This is a genomic window from Acinetobacter sp. YH01010, from assembly GCF_013420775.1.
Classification (GTDB): Bacteria; Pseudomonadota; Gammaproteobacteria; order Pseudomonadales; family Moraxellaceae; genus Acinetobacter; species Acinetobacter amyesii.
The window spans coordinates 172,796-196,140 of record NZ_VOYF01000001.1 but is presented as its reverse complement, the minus strand read 5'-3'; the positions used below and the strand labels follow the sequence as shown (position 1 = coordinate 196,140).

General features: G+C 40.4%; 21 protein-coding genes and 1 tRNA gene. 8 read left to right on the top strand and 14 right to left on the bottom strand.

Features of this window, described 5'->3' with window-relative positions:
* Positions 1-84: 84 nt before the first annotated feature.
* From dapC to FTT77_RS01005, 6 genes are all read right to left on the bottom strand, one after another.
* Positions 85-1,254: a succinyldiaminopimelate transaminase gene (gene dapC, locus FTT77_RS01030; protein ID WP_180108759.1), complete on the bottom strand. Its 1,170-nt coding sequence runs from the start codon at positions 1,252-1,254 to the stop codon at positions 85-87.
* A 24-nt stretch (positions 1,255-1,278) separates the two neighbouring features.
* Positions 1,279-3,945 carry a [protein-PII] uridylyltransferase gene (glnD, locus tag FTT77_RS01025; RefSeq protein ID WP_180004107.1) on the bottom strand — a complete coding sequence of 889 codons (2,667 nt, stop codon included), beginning with the start codon at positions 3,943-3,945 and terminating at the stop codon, positions 1,279-1,281.
* Between the two features lie 29 nt (positions 3,946-3,974).
* Entirely contained in the window at positions 3,975-5,189 is a 1,215-nt protein-coding gene (gene purT, locus FTT77_RS01020) for a formate-dependent phosphoribosylglycinamide formyltransferase (RefSeq protein ID WP_180108758.1), read from the bottom strand.
* A 160-nt stretch (positions 5,190-5,349) separates the two neighbouring features.
* Positions 5,350-5,967: a hypothetical protein gene (locus FTT77_RS01015; RefSeq protein ID WP_180108757.1), complete on the bottom strand. Its 618-nt coding sequence runs from the start codon at positions 5,965-5,967 to the stop codon at positions 5,350-5,352.
* Positions 5,968-6,090: 123 nt separating this feature from the next.
* Positions 6,091-6,438 carry an L-valine transporter subunit YgaH gene (gene ygaH, locus FTT77_RS01010; RefSeq protein ID WP_078189050.1) on the bottom strand — a complete coding sequence of 116 codons (348 nt, stop codon included), beginning with the start codon at positions 6,436-6,438 and terminating at the stop codon, positions 6,091-6,093.
* Positions 6,435-7,187: an AzlC family ABC transporter permease gene (locus FTT77_RS01005; protein ID WP_168379646.1), complete on the bottom strand. Its 753-nt coding sequence runs from the start codon at positions 7,185-7,187 to the stop codon at positions 6,435-6,437. The genes ygaH and FTT77_RS01005 overlap by 4 nt, the downstream gene beginning before the upstream one ends.
* A 103-nt stretch (positions 7,188-7,290) precedes the next feature.
* On the opposite strand from FTT77_RS01005, the gene FTT77_RS01000 reads away from it, so the two are divergent.
* Positions 7,291-7,770, top strand: coding sequence for a hypothetical protein (locus FTT77_RS01000; protein WP_180027232.1), 480 nt, complete (start codon positions 7,291-7,293; stop codon positions 7,768-7,770).
* A gap of 433 nt (positions 7,771-8,203) precedes the next feature.
* Positions 8,204-8,362 carry a hypothetical protein gene (locus FTT77_RS00995; RefSeq protein WP_257221543.1) on the top strand — a complete coding sequence of 53 codons (159 nt, stop codon included), beginning with the start codon at positions 8,204-8,206 and terminating at the stop codon, positions 8,360-8,362.
* Between the two features lie 96 nt (positions 8,363-8,458).
* Here the strand turns inward: FTT77_RS00995 and FTT77_RS00990 are convergent, their stop codons facing one another.
* Positions 8,459-9,166, bottom strand: coding sequence for a Crp/Fnr family transcriptional regulator (locus FTT77_RS00990; protein ID WP_180074055.1), 708 nt, complete (start codon positions 9,164-9,166; stop codon positions 8,459-8,461).
* Positions 9,167-9,266: 100 nt separating this feature from the next.
* Between FTT77_RS00990 and FTT77_RS00985 the strand changes: the two genes are divergently transcribed.
* Complete coding sequence (locus tag FTT77_RS00985; RefSeq protein ID WP_078189046.1) at positions 9,267-9,806, top strand: DUF962 domain-containing protein; 540 nt, start codon at positions 9,267-9,269, stop codon at positions 9,804-9,806.
* A gap of 64 nt (positions 9,807-9,870) precedes the next feature.
* Here FTT77_RS00985 and FTT77_RS00980 read toward each other — a convergent pair whose 3' ends face one another.
* Complete coding sequence (locus FTT77_RS00980) at positions 9,871-10,263, bottom strand: hypothetical protein (RefSeq protein ID WP_373685422.1); 393 nt, start codon at positions 10,261-10,263, stop codon at positions 9,871-9,873.
* A 273-nt stretch (positions 10,264-10,536) separates the two neighbouring features.
* Positions 10,537-11,628: a redox-regulated ATPase YchF gene (gene ychF / locus FTT77_RS00975; RefSeq protein ID WP_078189045.1), complete on the bottom strand. Its 1,092-nt coding sequence runs from the start codon at positions 11,626-11,628 to the stop codon at positions 10,537-10,539.
* 269 nt (positions 11,629-11,897) lie between these two features.
* Here ychF and FTT77_RS00970 point away from each other — a divergent pair, with 269 nt between their 5' ends.
* Positions 11,898-12,662: a glutathione S-transferase family protein gene (locus tag FTT77_RS00970; protein ID WP_168379640.1), complete on the top strand. Its 765-nt coding sequence runs from the start codon at positions 11,898-11,900 to the stop codon at positions 12,660-12,662.
* Between the two features lie 321 nt (positions 12,663-12,983).
* The gene (locus FTT77_RS00965) at positions 12,984-13,454 is read left to right on the top strand and encodes an Lrp/AsnC family transcriptional regulator (protein WP_180050071.1); all 471 of its coding nucleotides are present in this window, start codon (positions 12,984-12,986) and stop codon (positions 13,452-13,454) included.
* 91 nt (positions 13,455-13,545) lie between these two features.
* Here the strand turns inward: FTT77_RS00965 and FTT77_RS00960 are convergent, their stop codons facing one another.
* The 3 genes from FTT77_RS00960 to FTT77_RS00950 form a co-directional block, all read right to left on the bottom strand.
* The gene (locus FTT77_RS00960) at positions 13,546-14,298 is read right to left on the bottom strand and encodes a YebC/PmpR family DNA-binding transcriptional regulator (protein ID WP_078189042.1); all 753 of its coding nucleotides are present in this window, start codon (positions 14,296-14,298) and stop codon (positions 13,546-13,548) included.
* A 302-nt stretch (positions 14,299-14,600) separates the two neighbouring features.
* Positions 14,601-15,170 (bottom strand): 1-acyl-sn-glycerol-3-phosphate acyltransferase, encoded by a 570-nt coding sequence (locus FTT77_RS00955; RefSeq protein WP_078189041.1) that lies wholly within the window; start codon positions 15,168-15,170, stop codon positions 14,601-14,603.
* A 764-nt stretch (positions 15,171-15,934) separates the two neighbouring features.
* Positions 15,935-16,011 (bottom strand) — tRNA-Ile (locus FTT77_RS00950).
* Between the two features lie 368 nt (positions 16,012-16,379).
* On the opposite strand from FTT77_RS00950, the gene FTT77_RS00945 reads away from it, so the two are divergent.
* Entirely contained in the window at positions 16,380-18,584 is a 2,205-nt protein-coding gene (locus tag FTT77_RS00945; RefSeq protein ID WP_180108756.1) for an OsmC domain/YcaO domain-containing protein, read from the top strand.
* Between the two features lie 536 nt (positions 18,585-19,120).
* Entirely contained in the window at positions 19,121-19,345 is a 225-nt protein-coding gene (locus FTT77_RS00940) for a hypothetical protein (RefSeq protein ID WP_111885746.1), read from the top strand.
* A gap of 126 nt (positions 19,346-19,471) precedes the next feature.
* On the opposite strand, the gene bioB is transcribed toward FTT77_RS00940, so the two are convergent.
* Both bioB and queG read right to left on the bottom strand, forming a co-directional pair.
* A complete protein-coding gene (gene bioB / locus FTT77_RS00935; RefSeq protein ID WP_180027230.1) occupies positions 19,472-20,464 on the bottom strand; it encodes a biotin synthase BioB in 993 nt (330 codons plus the stop codon).
* A 277-nt stretch (positions 20,465-20,741) separates the two neighbouring features.
* Positions 20,742-21,836: a tRNA epoxyqueuosine(34) reductase QueG gene (queG, locus tag FTT77_RS00930; protein ID WP_180108755.1), complete on the bottom strand. Its 1,095-nt coding sequence runs from the start codon at positions 21,834-21,836 to the stop codon at positions 20,742-20,744.
* A gap of 20 nt (positions 21,837-21,856) precedes the next feature.
* Here queG and FTT77_RS00925 point away from each other — a divergent pair, with 20 nt between their 5' ends.
* The gene (locus FTT77_RS00925) at positions 21,857-23,344 is read left to right on the top strand and encodes an NAD(P)H-hydrate dehydratase (RefSeq protein WP_180108754.1); all 1,488 of its coding nucleotides are present in this window, start codon (positions 21,857-21,859) and stop codon (positions 23,342-23,344) included.
* Position 23,345: the final 1 nt, after the last annotated feature.

The following is a 23,345-nucleotide window of genomic DNA, read 5'->3' as shown; positions in this document are numbered from 1 at the left end:
CTGAATGATGGTTAAGAAATGACTCAAATAAAAATGCCCCAAATCTGGGGCATTTTTTGTTTTAAGCAAAACGCTTTAAATCAATTAAAGTACTGCTTTTAAGCGACGAATGACTTCTTCACATTGGGCAATATCAGCAACAAGGGCTAACCGGACATGGTTTTCACCCGGATTACCTTGTGCAGTATCACGCGATAAATAACGGCCTGGAAGCACTTTAACGTGTGCTTTTTCCATGAGCATTTTGGCAAAGCTTTCATCATTATCCACTTTTAACCAGTAGTAGAACCCTGCATCAGGTTTTTGTAATGGTAGTAGGTGACCCAGTTCGCGTTGGAATAATTCAAATTTTGCACGGTACTGGACGCGGTTTTCTTCGACGTGTGCTTCGTCATCCCAAGCTGCAATTGAAGCTAACTGGTGTTGAACAGGCATCGCAGCGCCATGATAAGTACGGTATTGTAAATAAGGTTTTAAAAGCGCAGCATCACCTGCAACAAAGCCAGAACGCATACCCGGTAAGTTAGAACGCTTAGACAGTGAGTGGAATACCACGCAGTTCTTATAATCATCACGGCCCATTTCAGCACAGACTTCAAGCAGACCAACAGGTGCTTCATCAAACCAAAGCTCTGAGTAGCATTCATCAGATGCAATCACAAAATTATATTGGTCAGACAGAGCAATCAGTTTTTTAAACTGTTCTTTAGAAAGTACCGCACCTGTAGGATTACCCGGTGTGCAGACAAACAGTAAAGCGGTTTTTTCCCAAACTTCAGCTGGTACAGCGTCAAAGTCGCCAAGGTAGTTATTTTCTTCTGTACAGTTGATGAAGTAAGGCTCTGCACCCGCAAGTAAAGTTGCGCCTTCATAGATTTGGTAGAACGGATTTGGCATCACGACATAAGGGGCATCTTCACGTTTAACCAAAGCTTGTACAAACGAGAAGATCGCTTCACGTGTACCTGATACAGGCAGGACGTTGGTATCTGCACTGATGCTATTGAGTTTAAAGCGACGGGTTAACCAATTTGCAATACTTGTGCGAAGCTCAGGTAAACCCTTGCTGTTTGGGTAAGTTGATAAGTGTTGAAAATTATCAATAATAGCCTGTTTCACAAACTCCGGTGCAGGATGCTTTGGCTCACCAATCGATAGGGGAATCAAAGGCAACTCTGCGGGTTTCACATCCTGAAATAGCTTATTTAGCTTTTCAAATGGATAAGGGTGCAATAATGACAAACTGGAGTTCATGGAATGGATACCGATCAATTTAAGTTAATGATGACTACAAACCTGATTCGAAGCTTCATCGAGTGCTGACTTTAACTGTGCAGCAAACGTTTCTGCTTCTGAATCGCTCATAGGTGAGCCATCTTTTTTAGTGACATAGAAAATATCTTCAGCACGTTCACCGAGCGTCGCAATTTTCGCAGAGTGAATATCTAGGCCTTGCATCATAAATAAACCACCGACTTTAGCAAGTAAGCCCGGATGGTCAAGTGTCGCAATTTCAACCATATTTTGTTGAAGCGCTTCATTAAAAGAAATACTCACGGTATTTTCAATATCAAAATGACGCAGTTGACGTGGAATGCGACGTTGCATCAGGCCTGGGTACTTGTCTGATTGGCTCAAGGCTTTTTTAAGCGCTTCAATAACGGTTTGCTCACGCTCTGGATCTGTTAATAAGGTGCCAAAACGGTCAAGTACAACATAGGTGTCCAAACTAAATGCAGTGGATGCAGTGATAATACGGGCATCTTGAACATCTAGATTCATTCTGTCCAAAATAGCCACTGTGGTCGCAAACAAGTTAGGCTGATCTTGGGTGTAAATAAAGATCTGTACCGCATCTTGTGCAAATTTGCGATGTGCTCGCATCAGTACCAATGGTTCTGCATTATTGCCATGCTTTAATATGGCGCGCGTATGCCATGCGATTTCATCGGCAGATTCTTTTAGGAAATATTCATCACCGAGTTCTTGCCAAACAGTTTCTACATCGTAGAGCGAAAAATCGTTGACTAATAGTTCACTGGCCGCAAATTTAGTGTCTTCGATCAGCATTGGATAATCTACAGGACGACCCAAACCAGAACGAATCACATCACGCGCTTGTGTATACAGTTGGCGCATGAGGGATGCACGCCATGTATTCCAAAGCGTCGGATTAGTTGCATTGATATCAGCAACTGTCAATGTGTAAAGATAGTCGAGATGTTCCATATCGCCCATTTTCTCAGCAAATTCTTTCACTACATCTGGATCGGAAATATCTTTTTTCTGAGAAGTAACGGACATCAATAGATGGTTTTGAATCAACCATGCGACAAGGTTGCATTCACGTTCAGTAAACCCATGGGTACGGCAAAAAGCAATTGCATCCGCTGCACCAAGTTCACTGTGGTCACCACCACGACCTTTGGCGATATCATGGAAAATTGCCGCTAAATAAACAATGTCACGGCGCGCCAGTCGTTGGAATACGGAGCTAACGACAGGGAAGTCCTTAGCAAATTCAGGCTCTTTAAAACGGTTTAAATTACGTAGTAGTAATAGGGTGTGGGCATCGACAGTATAAATATGGAACAAGTCGTATTGCATGAGTCCCATGATTTGCCCAAAGGCAGGAATATAGTTGCCGAGCACACCATAACGTTTCATCGCCACCATGGTGTCATATAAACGGTAGGGTGAGCGAATGATCGCCATAAATAAGGCTTGATGTGCGGGATTGTTACGGAAGTTTTGATCAATACGTTTTGCCGCAAGAGACAATAGACGTAAAGTTCGGGCACGAATGCCTTCAATTTCCGGACGATTCGCCAAGAGGTAGAAAATTTCTAAAATAGCACTTGGATTTTCAGAGAAAATTTTATGATGCTGCACCGCCAATTTGCCATCAACTAATTTGAAGTTGGCATTGATTTCTTCAATCTTACGTTCATAGTCAGGCAAGCGCGGTGTGATGACCGATTCATTGAAATAAGCCAAGAGCATTTCATTTAAAGTCGTCACTTGCTGAGCGCTACGGTAGTAACGTTTCATGAACTGTTCGATTGGATAATTCGGTGATTTGCCTTCTTCACGCTGATAGCCAAATTTAGCGGCAATGTCACGTTGATAATCAAACAGTAAGCGGTTTTCGTCGCGCTTGGTTAAGCGATGTAAATGATGACGGATTTCCCAAAGAAAGCTTTCTGTTTCTTCAAGAACGCCAAGTTCAAACTCTGAAATAAAACCTAGATGTACAAGGTCATAGATGCGATTGACACGGAAATGACGCTTTGCAATCCAACCGATTTGGTTGATGTCGCGGATACCACCGGGCGCATTTTTAATATCGGGTTCTAAGTTGCTTTCGGTATTGTTATGTTGAGCATAGCGTTTGGCTTGCTCTTGCATTTTGGCATCATAGAAGGTTTTATCCGTCCATGTCTGTGACACGATACGGCGTGGCCATTTGGCTAGGTGTTCATTGCCCACAATCAAACGTGCTTCGATCAGCGCTGTTGCCACGGTTAAATCATTGGTGGCTTGAGCAACACAATCGTTAATAGTACGCACACTGATGCCCGGCTTGAAATTACCAACATCCCAAAGTGTTGAAATAAAGCTGGAGATGAGTTTTTCTTGTTCTGGACTGATTTCATCTTCAGACAAAATCATGATATCGACGTCGGAATATGGCAGCATTTCGCGGCGACCATAGCCGCCGACGGCAAACAACCCGAGATCGGTTTGGTCAAGTTCAGCATGTGTCCATAAGAACTTTAAGGCTTCATCGATTAGATTCGATCGAGCCAAAATCACATCACGAATCGACTGTCCATTTTCAAAGCATTCCTGTAGCTGATTTTCAACATCTGAGCGCCATTGGTTAATCGCCTGAATGTCGTGGTTACTTTTAATGTAATTCAGCAGAGGAAGCGTATTGATCATGAACAGTGGTCCGTTAAGGTGTTACAAACTTAGTTTTGTTGAACACTGACTTGTTGTGCAGCATGTTGAGCGAGTTCACGCGCGTGATCTGTGGTTTCAGCACGTGCTGTTGCTACGCCCATACGGCGACGTTTAAAGCCTTCTGGTTTACCAAAGAGGCGTAAATCGGTGTCTGGATTAGCCAAAGCAAGATTTAAGCCAGTAAATGATAAATTGGTATCATCCACGCCTGCATAGATGACTGCGCTCGCAGCAGTACTGTGTCGAGCAGTATTCACAGGCAGACCAAGAATGGCACGTGCATGCAGTTCGAATTCGCTTTGGAATTGCGATGCAAGAGTGACAAGGCCTGTATCGTGTGGACGAGGTGATACCTCACTAAACCACACTTTATCGCCTTTGACAAACAGTTCCACCCCAAAAATGCCACATCCACCTAATGCAATGGTTACTTTATTGGCAATACGCTTGGCTTCTTCTAAAGCAAGAGCAGTCATGAGTTGTGGCTGCCAACTTTCTACATAGTCACCAGCGTCTTGGCGGTGGCCAATTGGGTCGCAAAATGATGTTTCAATTTCACCTGTTTCTGCATTTTTTGCACGAACAGTTAGAAGGGTAATTTCAAAGTCAAAGTCAATTTGTGATTCCACGATCACTGTACCTTGATTTACACGCCCACCTGTTTGTGCATATTCCCAAGCAGCATCGACTTCATCAAAGCTTTTTACACGTGACTGTCCTTTACCCGAAGACGACATGACAGGCTTAACAAAGTTTGGGTAGCCAATGTCATCGCATGCAGCACGGAATGCTTCAAGTGTATTGGCAAATCGGTAGGCTGAAGTCGGGAGTCCAAGCTCTTCGGCAGCTAGACGGCGAATCCCTTCACGGTTCATCGTCAGGTTTACAGCTTTTGCAGAAGGAATGACAGTGGCGATATTTTGTTCTTCAATTTTGACCAAAACTTGAGTCGCAATGGCTTCAATTTCAGGGACAATCAAATGAGGCTTAACTTGAGCAATTAAGGCTTTAAGTGCCTCAGGATCTGCCATATTTAAAGTATGAGAAAAATGTGCAACTTGCATGGCAGGAGCATGGTCATAACGATCGGCAGCATGAACTTCTACACCCAAACGTTGCAATGAAATCACAACTTCTTTACCGAGTTCACCAGAACCTAACAGTAAGACTTTATACGCTGAAGACTGAAGTGGAGTACCAATAGTGACGCTCATGTAAATCATCCATGCTTGATTTTATGGGAATTTAAGCATAGCAGAACTTGTTCGAGAGATAAGCGAGTGTTCACATAAATAAATGATATTGTCCAACAATTTTTTTTATATCTTTATGGGGGTGCGTTCGTGTAATTATTTACCTGCGAAAATCTTTAAATAGTGGTATTTATTTGTTTTTATTTAAATTCACTTTAAATATGCCAGCATTTTTTACAGATGCAGGGAATGGCTCAATATCCAAATTTGCACATTGAAGCGCACGGAGCTGCACAGATGTTTGACGGAAGTTGGGCCAGTACAGTAATCCGAGCAGTGGTACGGCGCCTATACATAAAATCAATATTAAGCCAACTAAAATGGCAGTGAAATAGAGTGTGTCTGCAGCTACCGATAGAAGGTGAAATGATGAATTGAGCCATGAACTGAGGCTGAAAATACACAACAGAAAAATCAATAAAAAACCCGACAGCTGCAGAAAATTGCTGAACAGGCGGGGCATTGAGATGTGTGAAAACATCAGGCGACGTGGATGTAAGTGCAGAATCTGCTGTGTGCAGTTGTATAAGCCCACAATCTTTTGTTGCTGATTTTTCTCGATATAAATGGCGCGGATCTGATCTGCTGGTTGGCAATGTACAGCGCAGATATTACCACTGAACAGCTGGTTTTGAATGAAGCATTGAAAATATACGCTTTCTATGGGCTTTTGCAGTCCACAGCTCAATTCAGATGGTTGTCTAGAAAGAATATAAATTTTGCCTTGAATAAAATGGTACTTTGCCATCTATGGGGTTTCGCTAGATTTTTTATGTTATGCGTTGACTATCTCATAAATACTGCTAATTAAAAAGCACAGGCTAATGAAGCTTGTGCTTGATGTTTTATTTGGATTGTCGCTGACTCAGCTTTAGAGATGAAAAGGTATATAGGTATAGACTAAGCCATAAGTCAGTGCCGCAGTCAGCGTAGCAGGTACAATTTTCTTAAACTTGAAATACAAGCCTGCAAGCACAGCAAAACCAACCAACATGGCAAAGCTTTTATTTGGGGTTTCAAGCAGAGGTGGTAAGGTTGCAACCACCAACATCGAACTAATTGCGGCAATACCAATCGAGCCCAAAGCGATTTTGAGCCATAAAGAACCACGCTGCTGTGAACCTTGCTGAAATTTCTGAATTACAAAAAATGGCCCAAACCGTGATGCAAAATTCGCAATCCCGACCAAGATCCCGACCAGGATAATTTCTAGATTCATGATGCTTCACCCATATGTTCAGGATCGGGTTTCTTTAAGATATAATGTTTGAATAAACCGGCAAAAATACCAGAAGAAATACCGATAAAAATTGCGGCAGACAAGTCGATAAAGTAGCAGGCAATTGCAGAAACAATAATTGTAACCGTGACCACAAATGTATGTTTTTTCTCAAATGCTGCAAGTAAAAAGCTTAAAAACAATGCAGGCAGTAGGAAGTCGAGTGCAGCTTGTAAAAATTGTGGAAGGTTGCTGACTTGATCGGCAAATAAACCGCCTAAAAATGAGCCTGTTGCCCAAGACAGCCAACTAAATAAGCTGAGTCCTAACATCCAAGATTCTGACCATTCTTGACGACGTTGCGACAGTTTGATCATACCTGATGCAAAAACTTCGTCGGTTAAACCCCAAGCCCAAACTGCAGTTTTCTTTAAATTGAGTCGGTCTTGAATCAGGTTTTGTAAGGCAGGACCATAGAGTAAATGGCGGATATCGAGGGCAATTACAGTAAGAGCAGTCATCCAAATAGATGTTCCACTTCCCAGTAACGCAACGACGAGAAATTGACTGGCACCTGCATACATAGAGCAAGATAAAAATAAGGCTTCCCACGCAGTGAAACCAAATTGAGTCGCAGAAACCCCAAATGCAAAAGAAACAGGAAGATAGGTAAAGATAATGGCTTGACTATCTTTAGCACCTTGCCAAAAACCCGCAGGCTGAACTGTAGGAAGTTTGTGCTCAGACACGACACACCTTTGAAAGAGTTGAACAACAGGTCAAATGATGATTGAGTATTGTACTCGAATTCACTAGCATATTGCCGAATATGTTTGCTGAAATGAGCCGGATATGCAGAGGTTGAAGATGCGAGGGATACTGATTGTTTCATTATTGAGCAGCACGGTGTTGTTGCAGGCCTGTGGTAATGATGGAGCTGAACAAGCTCAAGTTGAAATTAAAGCAGCACCCAAATTAACCAATGATGCAACGGAGTATGCTGCCAAAGCTTGGGCGTTTATCAATGAAGTCGATCCGATTGTTTATGCAAAACAAGTCGATCAGATGGAAGAGAAAGTTCGTATTCCAGCGCGTAAATTGAGTACGGAATGGCGTATCAATGTCAAAATGACCGATTCTGTTACGGAAGGCAAATACGCGCTGTGTCGTAAGGCTTTGACAAGTTTGGAAATTTGGGCACGTGAAAGTATTGATCAGAGTTCGACTGTTGCACAGAAGCAAGCAGATTATGAGCGTGATAAAAATCAATGCAAAGGTGCGATTGAAAACCCTGAACTCGGAAATACCGATCCGAAAAAAGTAGGCATTTAACCCGATCAAAGCAGTGAATTTTCACTGCTTTTTTTTGGAAAATATCAAAAACAAGAATAAATCTATAAGAGAGGATTGGAAAATCCTCCTAAAATCATCGCTATTTTATATAAAAATTAAATCAGTGCGCTGCCGTAGTATTGAGCTAAATTCCAAATTGCATGGTTGTTTTCTGAAGTTAAATAGATAAAGCATAGATAATGAATAGTAAAAATATCTTTTGAGAAAAATTTATTGATAAAAAATCCCCCCATTTTAGAACGCCAGTCGTCTGACCTTCTCTTTAATTAATATCTTTAAAATATTAATAATATAAAGTATAGATAATGTGATTAAAAATTAAAATTATCATTATTTGATAAATTATGTAAAAATTACTGCGTAAAAGATGAAGTATGTAAGTTAAATTAAAGACGTTGAATAGGTGATTAAGATGAAAAAAACATTAATGAAGTTATCGGTTTTGGCTGTTTTGACTACAGCGATCAATGTACAAGCAGCGACTGAAGACAAATCAGAAGCATCAACTCAAGAAGTTGCAGCATGTACAAATGGTTTTGACAGTGTAAATGTTTGCCAATTATTGTCGTGATCAAAACTCGATAAAGCGAAGTGCCACAAATAAAAGCAAAATAACTATAAAGAATCATTCTGGTGCAATTAAATGCACTTATTTAAATCACAAATGTCAGACATCATGCACAGGAAGTGCATGAGCAATCTGATGTAACTGCGCTAGATCTAAAATTTCAATTTGTTTAAACGCAACACGAAGCACCTGCATTTTTTCCAACTGCTGAAGCTCCTGATTGACTGATTGTCTTGAGCAATTCATCAGTTGCGCGAGTTGTTCCTGTGAGATGTGTATGGTGTGTTGCTCAATTTCCAAATGATTTCCATATCCATTTAAAATAAACAGCAGACGCTGTGCGAGACGTTGACTTAAACTTTGCGTATGTAAGGCAATGAGTTCCATAAAGGCATAGCGAAGTTTTTGACTGGTGAGCTGGGCAATATGAAACCAAAACTCAGGGTGTCGTTGTAATAATTGCTGAATTGCTTGAGCCGGTAAGTGTAATAAAGTGGATTTTTTGATACAGATGGCATCGTGAGAGCGTGGTAATTGGTCAACCAAGGATATTTCGCCAAACCACATAATTGGCTCAGCAATGGCGGCAATCGCTTCTTTGCCATGAATATCAATATAGCCTAAGCGAACTGCGCCATCTAAGACTGCATACATACCATTAAAACGCTGTCCTGATAAAAAAACACGTGCGTCTTTTTCGAAAGTTAAGGTCAGGGCATGGCGGCAGATAAAGTCTTGGAAGGAAATATTTAAGCCTGAATACCACACATTTTTATTGAGTTGATGCACATATTGAGCGTCCAGCACAGCATATCCTTATTTTATGGTCCAACTTGTCTATTAGATGACAACTTTATTGATGCATTTTTTATATAGTGAAATGAGTGAATGAACAAGAAGTAAGTTAATGAGCAAACTTGAAAGATTGCTAAGCCAGTATGCAGCATATCATTTAGATCGAAAAAATGTGCTGACGCATTTTGTGGGTATTCCGCTTATTGTGTTTTCAATTATGTGTCTAACCGCACGAGCAGGGCTAATGATTTCGGGTTTTGAACTGACTCTTGCATTGTTGTTGATTATTGCCAGTGTCATTTATTACCTGAGTTTAGATAAAATTTTCGGTTTGATCATGCTTTTGGTGTTTGCCGTCACATATCCCTTAGCCTTAATGATCGCAAAAATGAGCCTTATGTCATGGTTGATCTGGAGTGTGGGGATCTTTGTTGTGGGTTGGATCATCCAATTTATCGGTCATTATTATGAAAAGAAAAAGCCTGCGTTTATGGATGATGTCATTGGCTTGGCAATAGGGCCTTTATTTGTCCTAGCTGAGTTTGTATTTCTACTCGGCTTTCGTAAAGAGCTTGAACAACGCATGCTGACAGAAGCAAGAAGACAGCGTGCTGAGATGGATGCAAAAGCATTACATACCGCTCACCCATAAATGTTTTGAATAAAAAAGCCGGATAATTCCGGCTTTTTTTTGCGATGTGTTAATTCTCAACTGTTTATGATTTCACAGCAGCTTTATGTTGTTCCGCTGCGACCTTTTGTGCAGCGATTTTTGCTTTTGCGTCAGTATTTGCAGCTTTGGCAGCATGGACTGAAGTTCTAGCTTCTGATTTTGCTTGTGTTGCAAGATGCTGTGCTTGAGCTGCATCATGTTTTGCTAATTTTTGATTATGTTTCACTTTGCTCTGAGCCAATTGGCTGGCTTGTTTTGCATCGTGTCGAGCGACTTTTGCATCATGCTGCGCAGCTTGTGCTGCATGTGTAGCAGTACGTTCCTGATGTTTTGCATCTTTAGCAATGGAAACACAAGTACCACCTTTATGGTTTGCACCTGTACCACCTGTAAGTGTGGTGCCTTGTGGACATGCAAACGCAGTTGCACTAAGCATTGTAAAGATACCTGCTGTTAGAATTGTGCTGATTTTTTTCATTGCTATTGTTCTATGAAAATAGGCATTAGTGCCTATGGGTAAATTTATAGCAGAACGGTAGAGATTTAAGTCTTTGCACTGTAGTGACTCAGCAACCAAATCATGTATTCGTGTCGATATAATTTTGTTTTTAAGCAGGTTTTAAGTTTTTAAATATGCTTATTTTTTGGCTTCATCATTTGCCTAAAATTAAAGAAGCCAGCAAATTGCTGGCTTCTTATGGGTGCTGTTTTATACGTTAAAACGGAAGTGTAAAACATCGCCATCTTGAACGATGTATGTTTTACCTTCTAAACGCCATTTACCTGCTTCTTTAGCGCCAGCTTCACCATTGTATTGAACGAAGTCGTTGTAGGCAACACATTCAGCACGAATAAAGCCTTTTTCGAAGTCAGTGTGAATCACACCTGCAGCTTGAGGTGCAGTTGCACCAATTTTTACTGTCCAAGCACGAACTTCTTGTACACCAGCTGTGAAGTATGTTTGAAGGCCGAGTAAGCCATAACCTGCACGAATAACTACGTTTAGACCAGGTTCTTCCATGCCTAAAGCTTCAAGGAATTCCGCACGGTCTTCGTCTTCAAGTAATGAAATTTCTGCTTCGATTTGGTTGCAAAGTGGAACCACAATCGCATTTTCTTCAGCAGCTAATTTTTGTACTGCTTCTAAGTGAGGGTTATTTTCGAAACCATCTTCTGCAACGTTGGCAATATACATGGTTGGTTTAAGGGTTAAGAAGCCATAACCACGCACCAATTTACGTTCATCTTCATCAAGGTCAGCTGCACGCGCAGGTTTACCTTCATCCAGTAAAGGTAAGATTTTGTCTAAAACAGCTTTGGTCGCAATCGCTTCTTTATCGCCACCTTTTGCAGATTTTGCTAGACGTGTAATTGCTTTAGAAACAGCTTCTAAGTCAGCAAGTGCAAGTTCAGTGTTGATTGTTGCGATATCGTCAAGTGGGTCAATTTTGCCATTTACGTGAATGACATTCTCGTCTTCAAAACAACGTACAACATGTGCAATAGCATCCGTTTCACGAATGTTGGCTAAGAATTGGTTACCAAGGCCTTCACCTTTAGATGCACCAGCAACGAGACCTGCGATATCCACAAATTCCATCGTGGTTGGGACAACACGTTGTGGGTTTACAATTTCAGCAAGTTTATCCATACGTGGGTCAGGTACAGGTACAATCCCAGTATTTGGCTCAATTGTACAGAATGGGAAGTTTTCAGCAGCAATCGCAGCTTTGGTTAATGCGTTGAAAAGCGTTGATTTACCAACGTTCGGCAGGCCGACAATACCACAGTTAAAACCCATGAAATAACTCACAAAGTATTATAAAAAAATTGTGGATGATTTTACATGAAAGCCATAATAAAGTCAGGTGATATGGGCAGGAGAATGTATATCTTATTGAATCGCGCAGAGATAGAGATGAATTCACGTCTGAATAATGCTTGAGTTGCACTACAGATGCAGAATAGGTGCAAAAATGACATTGTGTTTCAATAACACAGTGACTAAAGTATCCCTATAAAATTACTGGGTTTTATAAACTACAGTTACAACAAAAACTTGGAGCATTTATGCGAACTCTCTACCAGTTTCCACTCTCACATTTTTGTGAAAAGGCGCGCTGGTTACTCGATCATAAAGAGTTGGATTATGTGGCTCATAATTTAATGCCGGGTGTACATCGTGCATTTGCACAGCTTAAAACAGGGCAAAACAAATTACCGATTTTACGTGATCAAGATCATTGGGTTGCAGATTCAACTCAAATCGCCTTTTACTTGGATGCGACCTACCCCGAACATAGTCTGATCCGTCCAGATGTCAAACTGCGTGAAGACGCTTTAGAAATTAATGAACTCTCCATTGAGTTAGGGCAACATGTGCGCCGTTGGGGGTTGGCACATGTATTAAATGAAAGTGAAGAATCACTTGATATTTTAATTGGTGAAAAAGGCTATTTACGTCAGTTTGAAAAATATTCAAAACCGATTATAAAGGCACTGGTTTCTAAGGGTTATCAATTAGATACAGATAAGGTTGCGGCTTCACGTGAGCGACTGGATGAAATTGTGGTTGATTTAAATCAACGTCTGATTGAACAAGGTGGGCGTTATTTTGTGGGCGACCGATTAGGTTTAGCCGATATTGCGGTGTGTTCAATGTTAGCGCCGTTATTAGAGGTTGTCGGAACGCCGTGGGAAAAAGAGCATGGCGAAACCTTGTCAGAAGAGTTCAAAGCTTATAAAGCCTATTTGAGCGATTTGCCTTTAGGTCAATATGTACAACGCATATACCAAACAGAACGGAATGCACGGGTAGATTGGCGTGGTGTATAAGCCCTTTATATGAAACTTTGCGTCATACTGCTTAAAAAAAGCGCGCCTAATGGCGCGCTTTTTTTAAGCCACTTAATACTTACTTGGTAATATAAAAAATCAAACCGTGATGAAAAAACATTCATTTAATCAAGATATTTATGCAAATTATTATTTATATGATGCATCTGAGCTTTATTATTTTTAATAAATCATGCTATACATGAGAAAACTTGCACATAAATGCTGATTTTAAAATTTAAAATAACATTGAAAATGACAACAGGTGTTTGATGAATCGGGATCATCAGCACTGTTTTCAAAAATGGCTGGAGTAGACCGATGGAACTAGACCGTTTTGATAAACAAATTTTAGAAATTTTGACCCATGAAGATGTCAATTTAAATGAACTATCAGAGCGGGTGAATTTATCGGTCAGTTCCGTTCATCGGCGGATCAAACAATTGATTGATCACAATATTATGAGCGGTTTAAAGCGTGAAATTAATTATCAGAAATTAGGGTTTAGTCTACATGTAATTTTACAGGTGTCACTCAGTAAACATGATACGGATACTTTTGCAAAATTTTTAGAAGAATTAGAAAGTATTCCTGAAGTGATTAATGCATTTTTAGTGACAGGGCAGTCAGCTGATTTCTTGGTTGAAGTGGTGGCACGAGATATGGAAAATTACAGTGAAATTTTACTCAAGCGTATTGGAAAAATTGAACATGTGGTCGCATTACACTCGAGCTTCGTGATTAAACAATATAATGTCTTTAACTGTAATGGATTGTTAAATAAGGTTTGAGTGCTGCACTTAATTCAAACTCATTATCCGTTGAAAGCTTAGCAATAAAAAACGCACCGATGGGTGCGTTTTTTATTTCATAATGAAGAAATTATAGGGCTTCTAACTCAGCCATCACTTCATCGGTGAATTCAACGTTGGTATACACGTTTTGAACGTCGTCAAGATCTTCAAACATATCAATCATTTTGATGATTTTTTTCGCTTGTTCGATATCTGAAATTAACGCTTTCGTTGAAGGGTTCATGACCACTTCTGCGTTATCAGATTTTAAACCTGCTGCTGCAAGCGCATCCTGAACTTCACCGAAAGTTTCAGGTGTAGTGATAACTAGAATTTCTTCTTCGTCCACTTCGATGTCTTCAGCACCCGCTTCTAAAGCGATGTCCATAATTTGATCTTCTAAAGAAACATCTTCAAAAGTAATCTCACCACGTTTGGTAAACATATAAGCCACTGAACCTGCAGTACCTAAATTACCATCAGTTTTAGAGAAGCAGTGACGAACGTCAGGAACAGTACGGTTCAAGTTGTCAGTCATTGTTTCAATGATGACAGCAACACCACCAACGCCATAACCTTCGTAAGTGACTTCTTTTAGATCAGCATTTTCTTCACCGCCCACACCGCGTTGGATTGCACGGTTAATGGTGTCACGTGTCATGTTTGCAACTAATGCTTTTTCAACAACAGCACGTAAACGTGGGTTAGACGCTACATCACCGCCGCCTAAACGTGCAGCTGTCACGATTTCACGGATAAATTTTGTGAATACTTTAGCGCGGCTCGCATCTTGTTTTGCTTTACGATGCTTAGTATTAGCCCACTTGGAATGACCCGCCATGCGAAATATGCTCCTTGTAGATTGGCCTTATGCCTATCAAATTGAGCAAATTCTACCATAATGGCTTTTTTGTGTGAAAGTACTGGATTTCATGAATTGAGTAGTTGAAAAAAAAATATCCAAATTTGAGAAAATAATGCGAAATGTCTAAACGCTCGTACTGTAATTTTTCTTATGATGAGAATTGGGCTGAAAGGAGCGAGGTGATCTTGTTATAAAAGGAAGATATAAATGTACAATGCATGGAGCACGATACATTTATATCTTTAAGTACGTATATCTTAAAAAAACGTGAATGGCACTTAGTCTTTATTTTTAGGTTCTGGGATCACGATGTCTAAACCTACTTTATCTTTATAGAGCTGCTTAATTAAAGCTAAATCGTGATCGAGGTCAGTCGGGTAAATCTTACCGAAAATACCGCCTTGTTTGGTTTTTGAGTTGGCATACATTAATACAATCGGCACACCTGCTGCTTTAGCGATATACCAAAAGCCTGTACGAATCGGTTTTCGTGCTTCACCACGTTCTGCACGGGTCGCTTCTGGAGCAATGACTAAATTAAATTTTTCATTGGCTTCAAAATGCTCAACCATTTGAGTCACGATGTCTTTATTGGCTTTACGGTCTACAGGAATACCGCCAATCGCTTCAAGTACAGGTTTAAATGGACCTTTAAAGAGTTCTTTTTTAATCAGCGTGTGAATTTTAATGTCGTAAATTTGGCAAAGGGCCAGTGAAAGAACAGCATCCATCATTGAGGTGTGTTCAAAGCCGACGATCACTTGTTTATTTTCTAAAACATCAGGTTCTACGTGGTATTTCCAGCCTGCCAATTTAAATGCAGATTCGCCAATAAACTTTTTCAACATAGTCGGTGATACGGTGATTTTAAAAAGGTGTAATTTCTGCTTGTTTGGATCATGAGTCAAGAGGATTTAAGTGAGCTTTGATCTGAATTGTGCAGATATTTCAAATCGGAATAAGAAGGGCGGATTGAAGAATTATACTTTTTAGCAATAAATCGGTTAAATTTTATATAGCAAAGCTATCATCATAGATAAAAATACTCTTAAAAATTTGCTAAATATGGCTAGGCACCGTCAGAAATTCTTATTAGACTTTTGTCGTAGATTAAAATTTTTAACCTGTTGGTCTTAACTCGTTTTCTAACGGAGAACTCAAGCATGATTTATTTAACTGCTGTGTTATTCGCTGTTGCTATGTTTGCTTTGATTGTTATTTGGTCAATTGTTGAGTTTTATTTGGACTTAAGAAAGCCTGAACAGGTTGAGTCTTAATATTTGTGCTTTTAAAGTGTGAAATATATAGTATTTCTAAATGTCATGAATCAAAAAACATTTGCTTATAATGAATAAAATAATACCTTTTAAGTATAACAAATCGTGACTTTATTTAAGGGTATCTAGAACTTAAGCTTTTAAATTTTTCTTGAATGTATTTCTTTATAACCTACTTCTCGTATTAACCAATCGTAGCTTACTCAAGTTGACTTGAAGTTTTGTACGTATCTATATGTTATCTGCCATATCTTTTAAAGGCTTAGACAAACTTTACTTAGCTTTTAACATTAAAAAACCCCTCACGATTAATGCACGTAAGGGGTTGTTTTATATGGTGGGCCCACACAGACTTGAACTGTGGACCAACGGATTATGAGTCCGCTGCTCTAACCAACTGAGCTATAGGCCCTATATTCTGAATGTGTTATTTATCAACAAGTTCAGACGCAAAGCATACTAGCGAAGATTTTTTTAAAAGACAAGCCTTTTTCTTCACGGCTGCACACTAACACAACAAATTGGCTGTAGTTGCAGCAGTTGAGCTTGGATTAGACCAAAATGCACAAAGTGCCGAATCCTATCGTGATGTAAATCACGACAAAAGTTATCAAACAGTCAAAATAACCTTATAATAATGCCCATTCTTGTCAGTACCGTGCTCAACAGCGCATAGATTGGTACTGGCCTCACATTTTTAAGTCAATGTCCTACATTTATTCGGCTTATGTTTTCATTTTTATGTGTTGCACTGACACATAAGAATATTTAGGTGCCCACATGGAAATTAAGGTTAATTATCTCGATAACCTTCGACAAGAAGCCAAATTTGATGACTTCACGGTAATTGCCGACCAACCTATTCGCTATAAAGGCGATGGCTCTGCTCCCGGACCATTCGACTACTTTTTAGCGTCATCAGCATTATGTGCAGCGTATTTTGTAAAAGTGTATTGTGTAGCGCGAGACATTCCGACAGACAATATTCGTTTATCTCAAAATAATATTGTTGATCCTGAAAACCGCTACAAGCAAATTTTCAAAATCCAAGTCGAACTTCCTGCGGATATTTCAGAAAAAGACCGTCAAGGCATTTTGCGTTCAATTGACCGCTGTACGGTTAAAAAAGTGATTCAGACTGGTCCTGAGTTTGTCATTGAAGAAGTAGAAAGCATTGATGCAGATGCACAAGCTTTACTTATGCCAAATTTAGCGTCAGAAAGTACCACGTTTATACCGGGTAAAGATCTGCCACTAGAAGAAACCATTGCCAATATGTCAGGTATTTTGGCTGGTTTAGGCATGAAGATTGAAATTGCATCATGGCGTAATATCGTACCGAATGTTTGGTCACTACATATTCGTGATGCACAATCGCCAATGTGTTTTACCAATGGTAAGGGTTCAACCAAAGAAAGTGCCTTAGCCTCGGCTTTGGGTGAATTTATTGAACGTCTCAATTGCAACTTCTTCTATAACGATCAGTTCTGGGGTGAAGAGATTGCCAATGCGGACTTTGTGCACTATCCAGATGAAAAATGGTTCCAACCCGGCCCAGAAGGCGAGTTACCTGTCGAAATTTTGGATGACTACACACGTGTAATTTATAACCCAGAAGATGAGTTGTTAGGCACACATCTATATGACACCAATTCAGGAAATACAGCACGCGGTATTTGCTCTCTTCCTTTTGTCCGTCAGTCAGATGGTGAAACAGTGTATTTCCCATCAAACTTGATTGAAAATTTATACTTGTCAAACGGGATGAGTGCAGGGAATACCTTGGCAGAAGCGCAGGTTCAATGCTTATCTGAAATCTTTGAACGTGCAGTAAAACGTGAGATTTTAGAAGGTGAATTGGCATTACCAGATGTTCCTGAAGAGGTTTTAGCCAAATATCCAAGTATTGTTGCAGGTATTAAAGGGCTTGAAGAACAAGGTTTTCCTGTATTGGTAAAAGATGCTTCACTTGGTGGTCGGTACCCTGTGATGTGTGTAACCTTAATGAACCCACGTACTGGTGGGGTTTTTGCATCTTTTGGTGCGCACCCTAAACTCGAAGTGGCTTTAGAGCGTAGCTTAACCGAGCTTCTACAAGGCCGAAGCTTTGAAGGTCTAAACGATCTACCAAAACCAACGTTTAGCTCGAATGCAGTCACTGAGCCAAATAACTTTGTAGAACACTTTATTGACTCAAGTGGTTTGGTATCTTGGAAATTCTTTAGCGCACAATCAGACTATGATTTTGTAGAGTGGGATTTCACATCTGAAGGTGAAAATGCCAATGCGGAAGAAGCTGCAGCGATGTTTGCGATTCTAGAAGACATGGGCAAAGAAGTGTATATGGCGGTCTACCAGCATCTTGGTGCTACGGCATGTCGTATTTTAGTTCCGGGTTATTCTGAAGTGTATTTGGTTGAAGACTTGGTTTGGGATAATACCAACAAAGCTTTGGACTTCCGTGAGGATATTTTAAACATTCATCGTTTAGATGAAGACGAGTTAGTGTCATTGGTTGAGCGCTTAGAAGAGCTTGAGGTGGATGATTACACGGATATTGTGACGCTCATCGGGATTGAGTTTGATGACAATACCGTATGGGGCCAATTAACGGTTCTTGAGCTCAAACTACTGATCTATATTGCCTTACAAGAATTTGAAGAAGCAAAAGAGTTGGTCGAAACCTTCCTTCAGTACAACACTAATACAGTTGAACGTGGTTTGTTCTATCAATGCATGAATGTGGTTTTAGAAGTTGAATTGGACGATGACTTAGATCTCAATGACTATGAACATAATTTCCGTCGTATGTTTGGTGACGAACGTATGGATGCAGTGATTGGTTCAATGGATGGCAGTCTTCGCTTCTACGGTTTAACTGAAACCAATATGCAACTTGAAGGTTTAGATCGTCATTTACGTCTGATTGATAGCTATAAAAAATTGCATGCTGCACGTGCGAAGTTTGCCAGTCAGAACGTTTAAATCTGGGCTTGTGAATAACGTTACTCATGTGATCATCTATTTGAAAAAACTCTCCTAAGGGGGAGTTTTTTTGTGCGAAATTTGCTGAAAATTAATCTATATCTGTGATGTTGATATTAATAAAAATCCTTATAACTCAGGTGAATATAAGGAAGGCTTAAAAATAACCGATTATCCGAAATTGTGTCATTTTAAAGTAAAGATATTTGACTCATTGGAAAAATATGCTAATAAATTAGCTATGGCGTGTTTAGGCATGATCATAATATTTCAGGACGAAATATTCAGAAGCACATTAATAAATAAACGGGAGTTTTAACAACATGCTTCAATTATTCAGAAAACTATTTTGCATGCATATTTACGAATACGAGCAAATGGAAGAAATCGGTTCGCACAAGGAATGTCGTAAGTGCGGTGTGACAAAGTAATGCAGAGTCTCAGCCGAAAAAAAAGTGAGCGAAAGCTCACTTTTTTAATGCCGGTCAATATTGAAATCATTAAAATAGAAATACATTCACAGTTTTCATGCAGATATGAGTAAAGATTTTCAAGCCGAGCGTTATACCGTCGATGCCAATATGGCAGATACCATTGCATGGTTATTACAACATCAGGATTGCTTTGAATCTTTTCATTATGATGTGATTCAGCAGCAATTGGTGGTTCAACATGCTAATGGTCAAGACATTATTCGTGAAGGGGATTATTTAAATGCAGGCTATGGAATTTTAATAACAGCACATAACTTTGCGAAGTAATCGATATATTTTCCATACTCATGGTGATTCAACCATTCATTTATTCGCACCATCTCTTGCATTGCACATTGAAACCTACCACTGATCATTCAATAAAACTAAGCCCCGATGTTCGGGGCTTGGGTTTTAAGCCATTTGCATGGCATCAGTTGAAAGCTGTGCAGCAGTTGGTTTGGGCTGTTCCGCGATTAAACCGAGTTTGCTAAATAAAAGCTGATCTTTGCCTTCGCCTGCATTTGGCGTGGTCAGCAGTTTTTCACCAGAAAAGAGTGAATTTGCACCTGCCATAAATGCCAAAGCTTGTTCTGAATCACTCAGGGATTCACGACCTGCAGAGAGTCGAATATAGCTTTTTGGCATAATGATCCGTGCGACTGCAATGGTGCGAATCCATTCGATCACATCAAGTTTCTCAACCTCTGCAAGTGGGGTACCTTGAATAGGGACAAGGAGATTAATCGGCACGGATTCAGGATGAATCGGCAGCGTTGCCAACTCCATCAAAAAGGCGATACGGTCATCACGGCTTTCACCTAAGCCCACAATTCCGCCGCTACAGATTTTCATTCCAGATTGGCGAACATAGTCTAGCGTCGTTAAACGGTCATCATAGCTACGCGTGCTAATGACATTGGGATAATACTCACGAGAGGTATCGAGGTTATGGTTGTAATAATCTAAGCCTGCCTCATGTAGGCGCTCTGCTTGAGACTGATTCAGCATGCCAAGGGTCATACAGGTTTCAAGTCCCAGCGCTTTGACTTCACGCACCATTTCTAGCACATAGGGCATGTCCCGTTCATGTGGATTGCGCCATGCAGCGCCCATACAAAAACGCGAAGAACCTGAGGCAAGCGCAGCTTTCGCTTCATTGATGACTTTTTCCACAGCCAGACGTTTTTCAGCTTCTAATCCAGAGTCATAATGTGCAGACTGAGAGCAATATTTACAGTCTTCAGGGCACTTACCGGTTTTAATCGAAAGTAAGGTGCTGACTTGAATATGATTGGCTTGGAAATATTCACGGTGAATGGTCTGTGCTTGGAATAATAAATCCATCAATGGTTGTTGATACAACTCTTGTATTTCTGGATGTGTCCAGTCATTTCGGTAGCTCATAAATAATCCATATTTTCTGCCTAATGCAGATCATCATACGTAAAATTTGCAGACTTCCAAGACTATTTTGTAACATTGAAATTTAGCTAAAGTGCATTGAAATGGCTTTTTTAAAGAACTTTTGATATTTAAGATACTTACAAAGTTGTGTTAAATGTCAGCACAATCGCTGCAATGTTTATTTTAAGCTGAAAAATCAATTTTCTTTGATTGCGTCACTAAGTTTTAGCTTAAAAGAAAACTTTGTAAGGATCTGGAAAATATAGAATAAAAGCCCTTAAAGCATTTTTGAGTTTTGTTCTGCAATTGCCCAATCAATATGAACTTGCACAATCGCGTCATGTTTTTCGCGAGAATTTTTTAATGATTGAACAATATTTGAACTGTATGGTGCATTGCCTAAGCCAATGGCGATATTTCGCATAAAGCTTTGATAGCCTGTTCGTCGGATAGGACTGCCTTCAGTACAGCTTAAAAAAGTGGCTTCATCCCATTGCCATAGATCTAATAAACTCACTTGGTCGAGGCCATGACGTGGATAAAAGTCCTCAATTTGAGTTTTATGCGCAAAGCTATTCCATGGACAGATAAGTTGACAGTCATCACAGCCAAACACACGGTTGCCAATGCCACGGCGTAATTCTTCAGGAATGATGCCTTTATATTCGATGGTTAAGTAGGCAATGCATTTACGTGCATCTAACATATAGGGCTCAACGATGGCCTGAGTTGGACAGATATCAATACAGGCTGTGCATGAACCACAATGTTTGGTTGCCGGAGAATCAAAAGGTAATTCGAGTGATGTAAACAGCTCACCTAATACAAAAAATGAGCCTGATTTTTTATGGATCAGTAAGGTGTGTTTGCCTGTCCAGCCCATGCCTGCATTTTCAGCTAAGGATTTTTCAAACACTGGTGCAGAGTCGGCAAAGGGTCTAGATTCAAAATCTCCGATTTTTTCACGGATGATATTCGACAAGGTTTTTAAACGACCACGCATGACTTTGTGGTAGTCACGACCTCGTGCATAGCGTGCAATGATGGCTGCATTTGGCTCATCAGGAACATAACGTGGTTTTGGGGTTTCGACCAAATAGTCCATGCGGACACAGATAATACTGCGTGTGCCGGGGACTAAAAGTGCAGGATTGGCACGTTTTTCAAGGTTTTCCTCTAGGAATTTCATATCGCCATGATAACCACGTTCTAAATATTCTTTAAAACGAGGGAGTTCCTCTTGAGCATCTGGCTTTGCGATGACACAATCAGAAAAACCTAAATTTAAGGCTTGTGCTTTAATCCATGCTTTTAGGGTTTCTGGATCATATTGATCGACAGGAATTTTTTGTGCAGGAGTTGAAGCGGCCATAATCATAACAAGGAAAAACAATGCGCCTGCAAGTTTACCATAGCCCTGTTTATCTTAGCCAAAGTATTCAAGCTTGGGAGCAGCGTTGGTTTGCTCAGCACAATAGCAGTTATGGTCTGATGCAGCAGGTCGCATGGTCGATTGCTCAGCAACTCATTCCAATGTTAAAGCAGCAAAATTTAAAAAATATCGCTGTATGTTGTGGACAGGGCAATAACGCAGGAGATGGCTATCTTACAGCGCAATACCTACAGCAAGCAGGCTTTCAAGTCGATATTTACGCCGCTGAAATTGGAGCATCGAAAGATTTACATTCTGCTGTACAAGAAGCGATAGATCACAAGCTCAAGATCTATACACATTTTGATTTTCAGCATGACTATGACGTTTATATCGACGCATTATTTGGTATAGGGCTCAATCGTGAACTTTCTAGCGAATGGCAAGCCATTATTCAACGATTGAATGCATGCACGGGACTTAAAGTTGCGATTGATATTCCAAGCGGATTACATGCCAATACAGGACAGCCTTTACCCATCGCATTTCAAGCCGATTATACCTTTACGGCATTGGGTCTAAAAGCAGGGCTATTTACAGGTCAAGCGAAGGAATATGCAGGTGAAGTTTCGGTGATAGCATGCATACCGACTGATGCTGAGCTTAAACCACTTGCGTATTTGTCGCCACAGAAAATCACTTTACCTGCACGTCAAGCTTTTGGTCATAAAGGCAGTTATGGCCATGTTTTGGTTGTTGGTGGCCATGCTGAAATGGGTGGGGCGGTGATTATGGCTGCTGAGGCTGCATTCCATGCAGGTGCAGGTAAGGTTACGGTTGTTTGTGATGCACGACATCACACCGCTATTTTGGCGCGCGCACCGAATATTATGCTACGCGATATCAATGCATTAACTACAGAAGCGATTCGGCAACTGATCGATCATGTCGATGCGATTAGCTTTGGCATGGGGCTTGGTCGTGACGATTGGGCACAACAGCAGTTTCAGTCATGGTTTCCATTGATTCAGCAGTCAACCTTGGAAATTGTTTTGGATGCCGATGCCTTGTGGTTTCTAGCAGAAACACCTGAAAAATTGAATGCACGCACCTATGCAACGCCACATCCGGGTGAAGCTGCAAAATTATTGGGTCTATCTATTGCTGAAGTTGAAGCAGATCGTGTACAAGCAATTCAACAATTGAAAGAAAAATTTCAAGGTCAATGGGTGCTTAAAGGGGCAGGCAGCTTAATACTTGAAGATCAGCTTTGGATTTGCACCGCAGGTAATGCGGGAATGGGTACAGGCGGTATGGGAGATGTGCTTGCGGGGATGATTGCAAGTTTAAAAGCACAATTTCAGCAGCAAATTCATCTGCACGAAATCGTAAGCCTGCATGCTTTAGCAGGTGATGTATTAGCGAAGTCGGGGATGCGTGGTTTGCAAGCACAGGATATGGCCCAAGCGGTTTATCATGTGGTCAATCATTCAGGTGTTGAAGACTAAA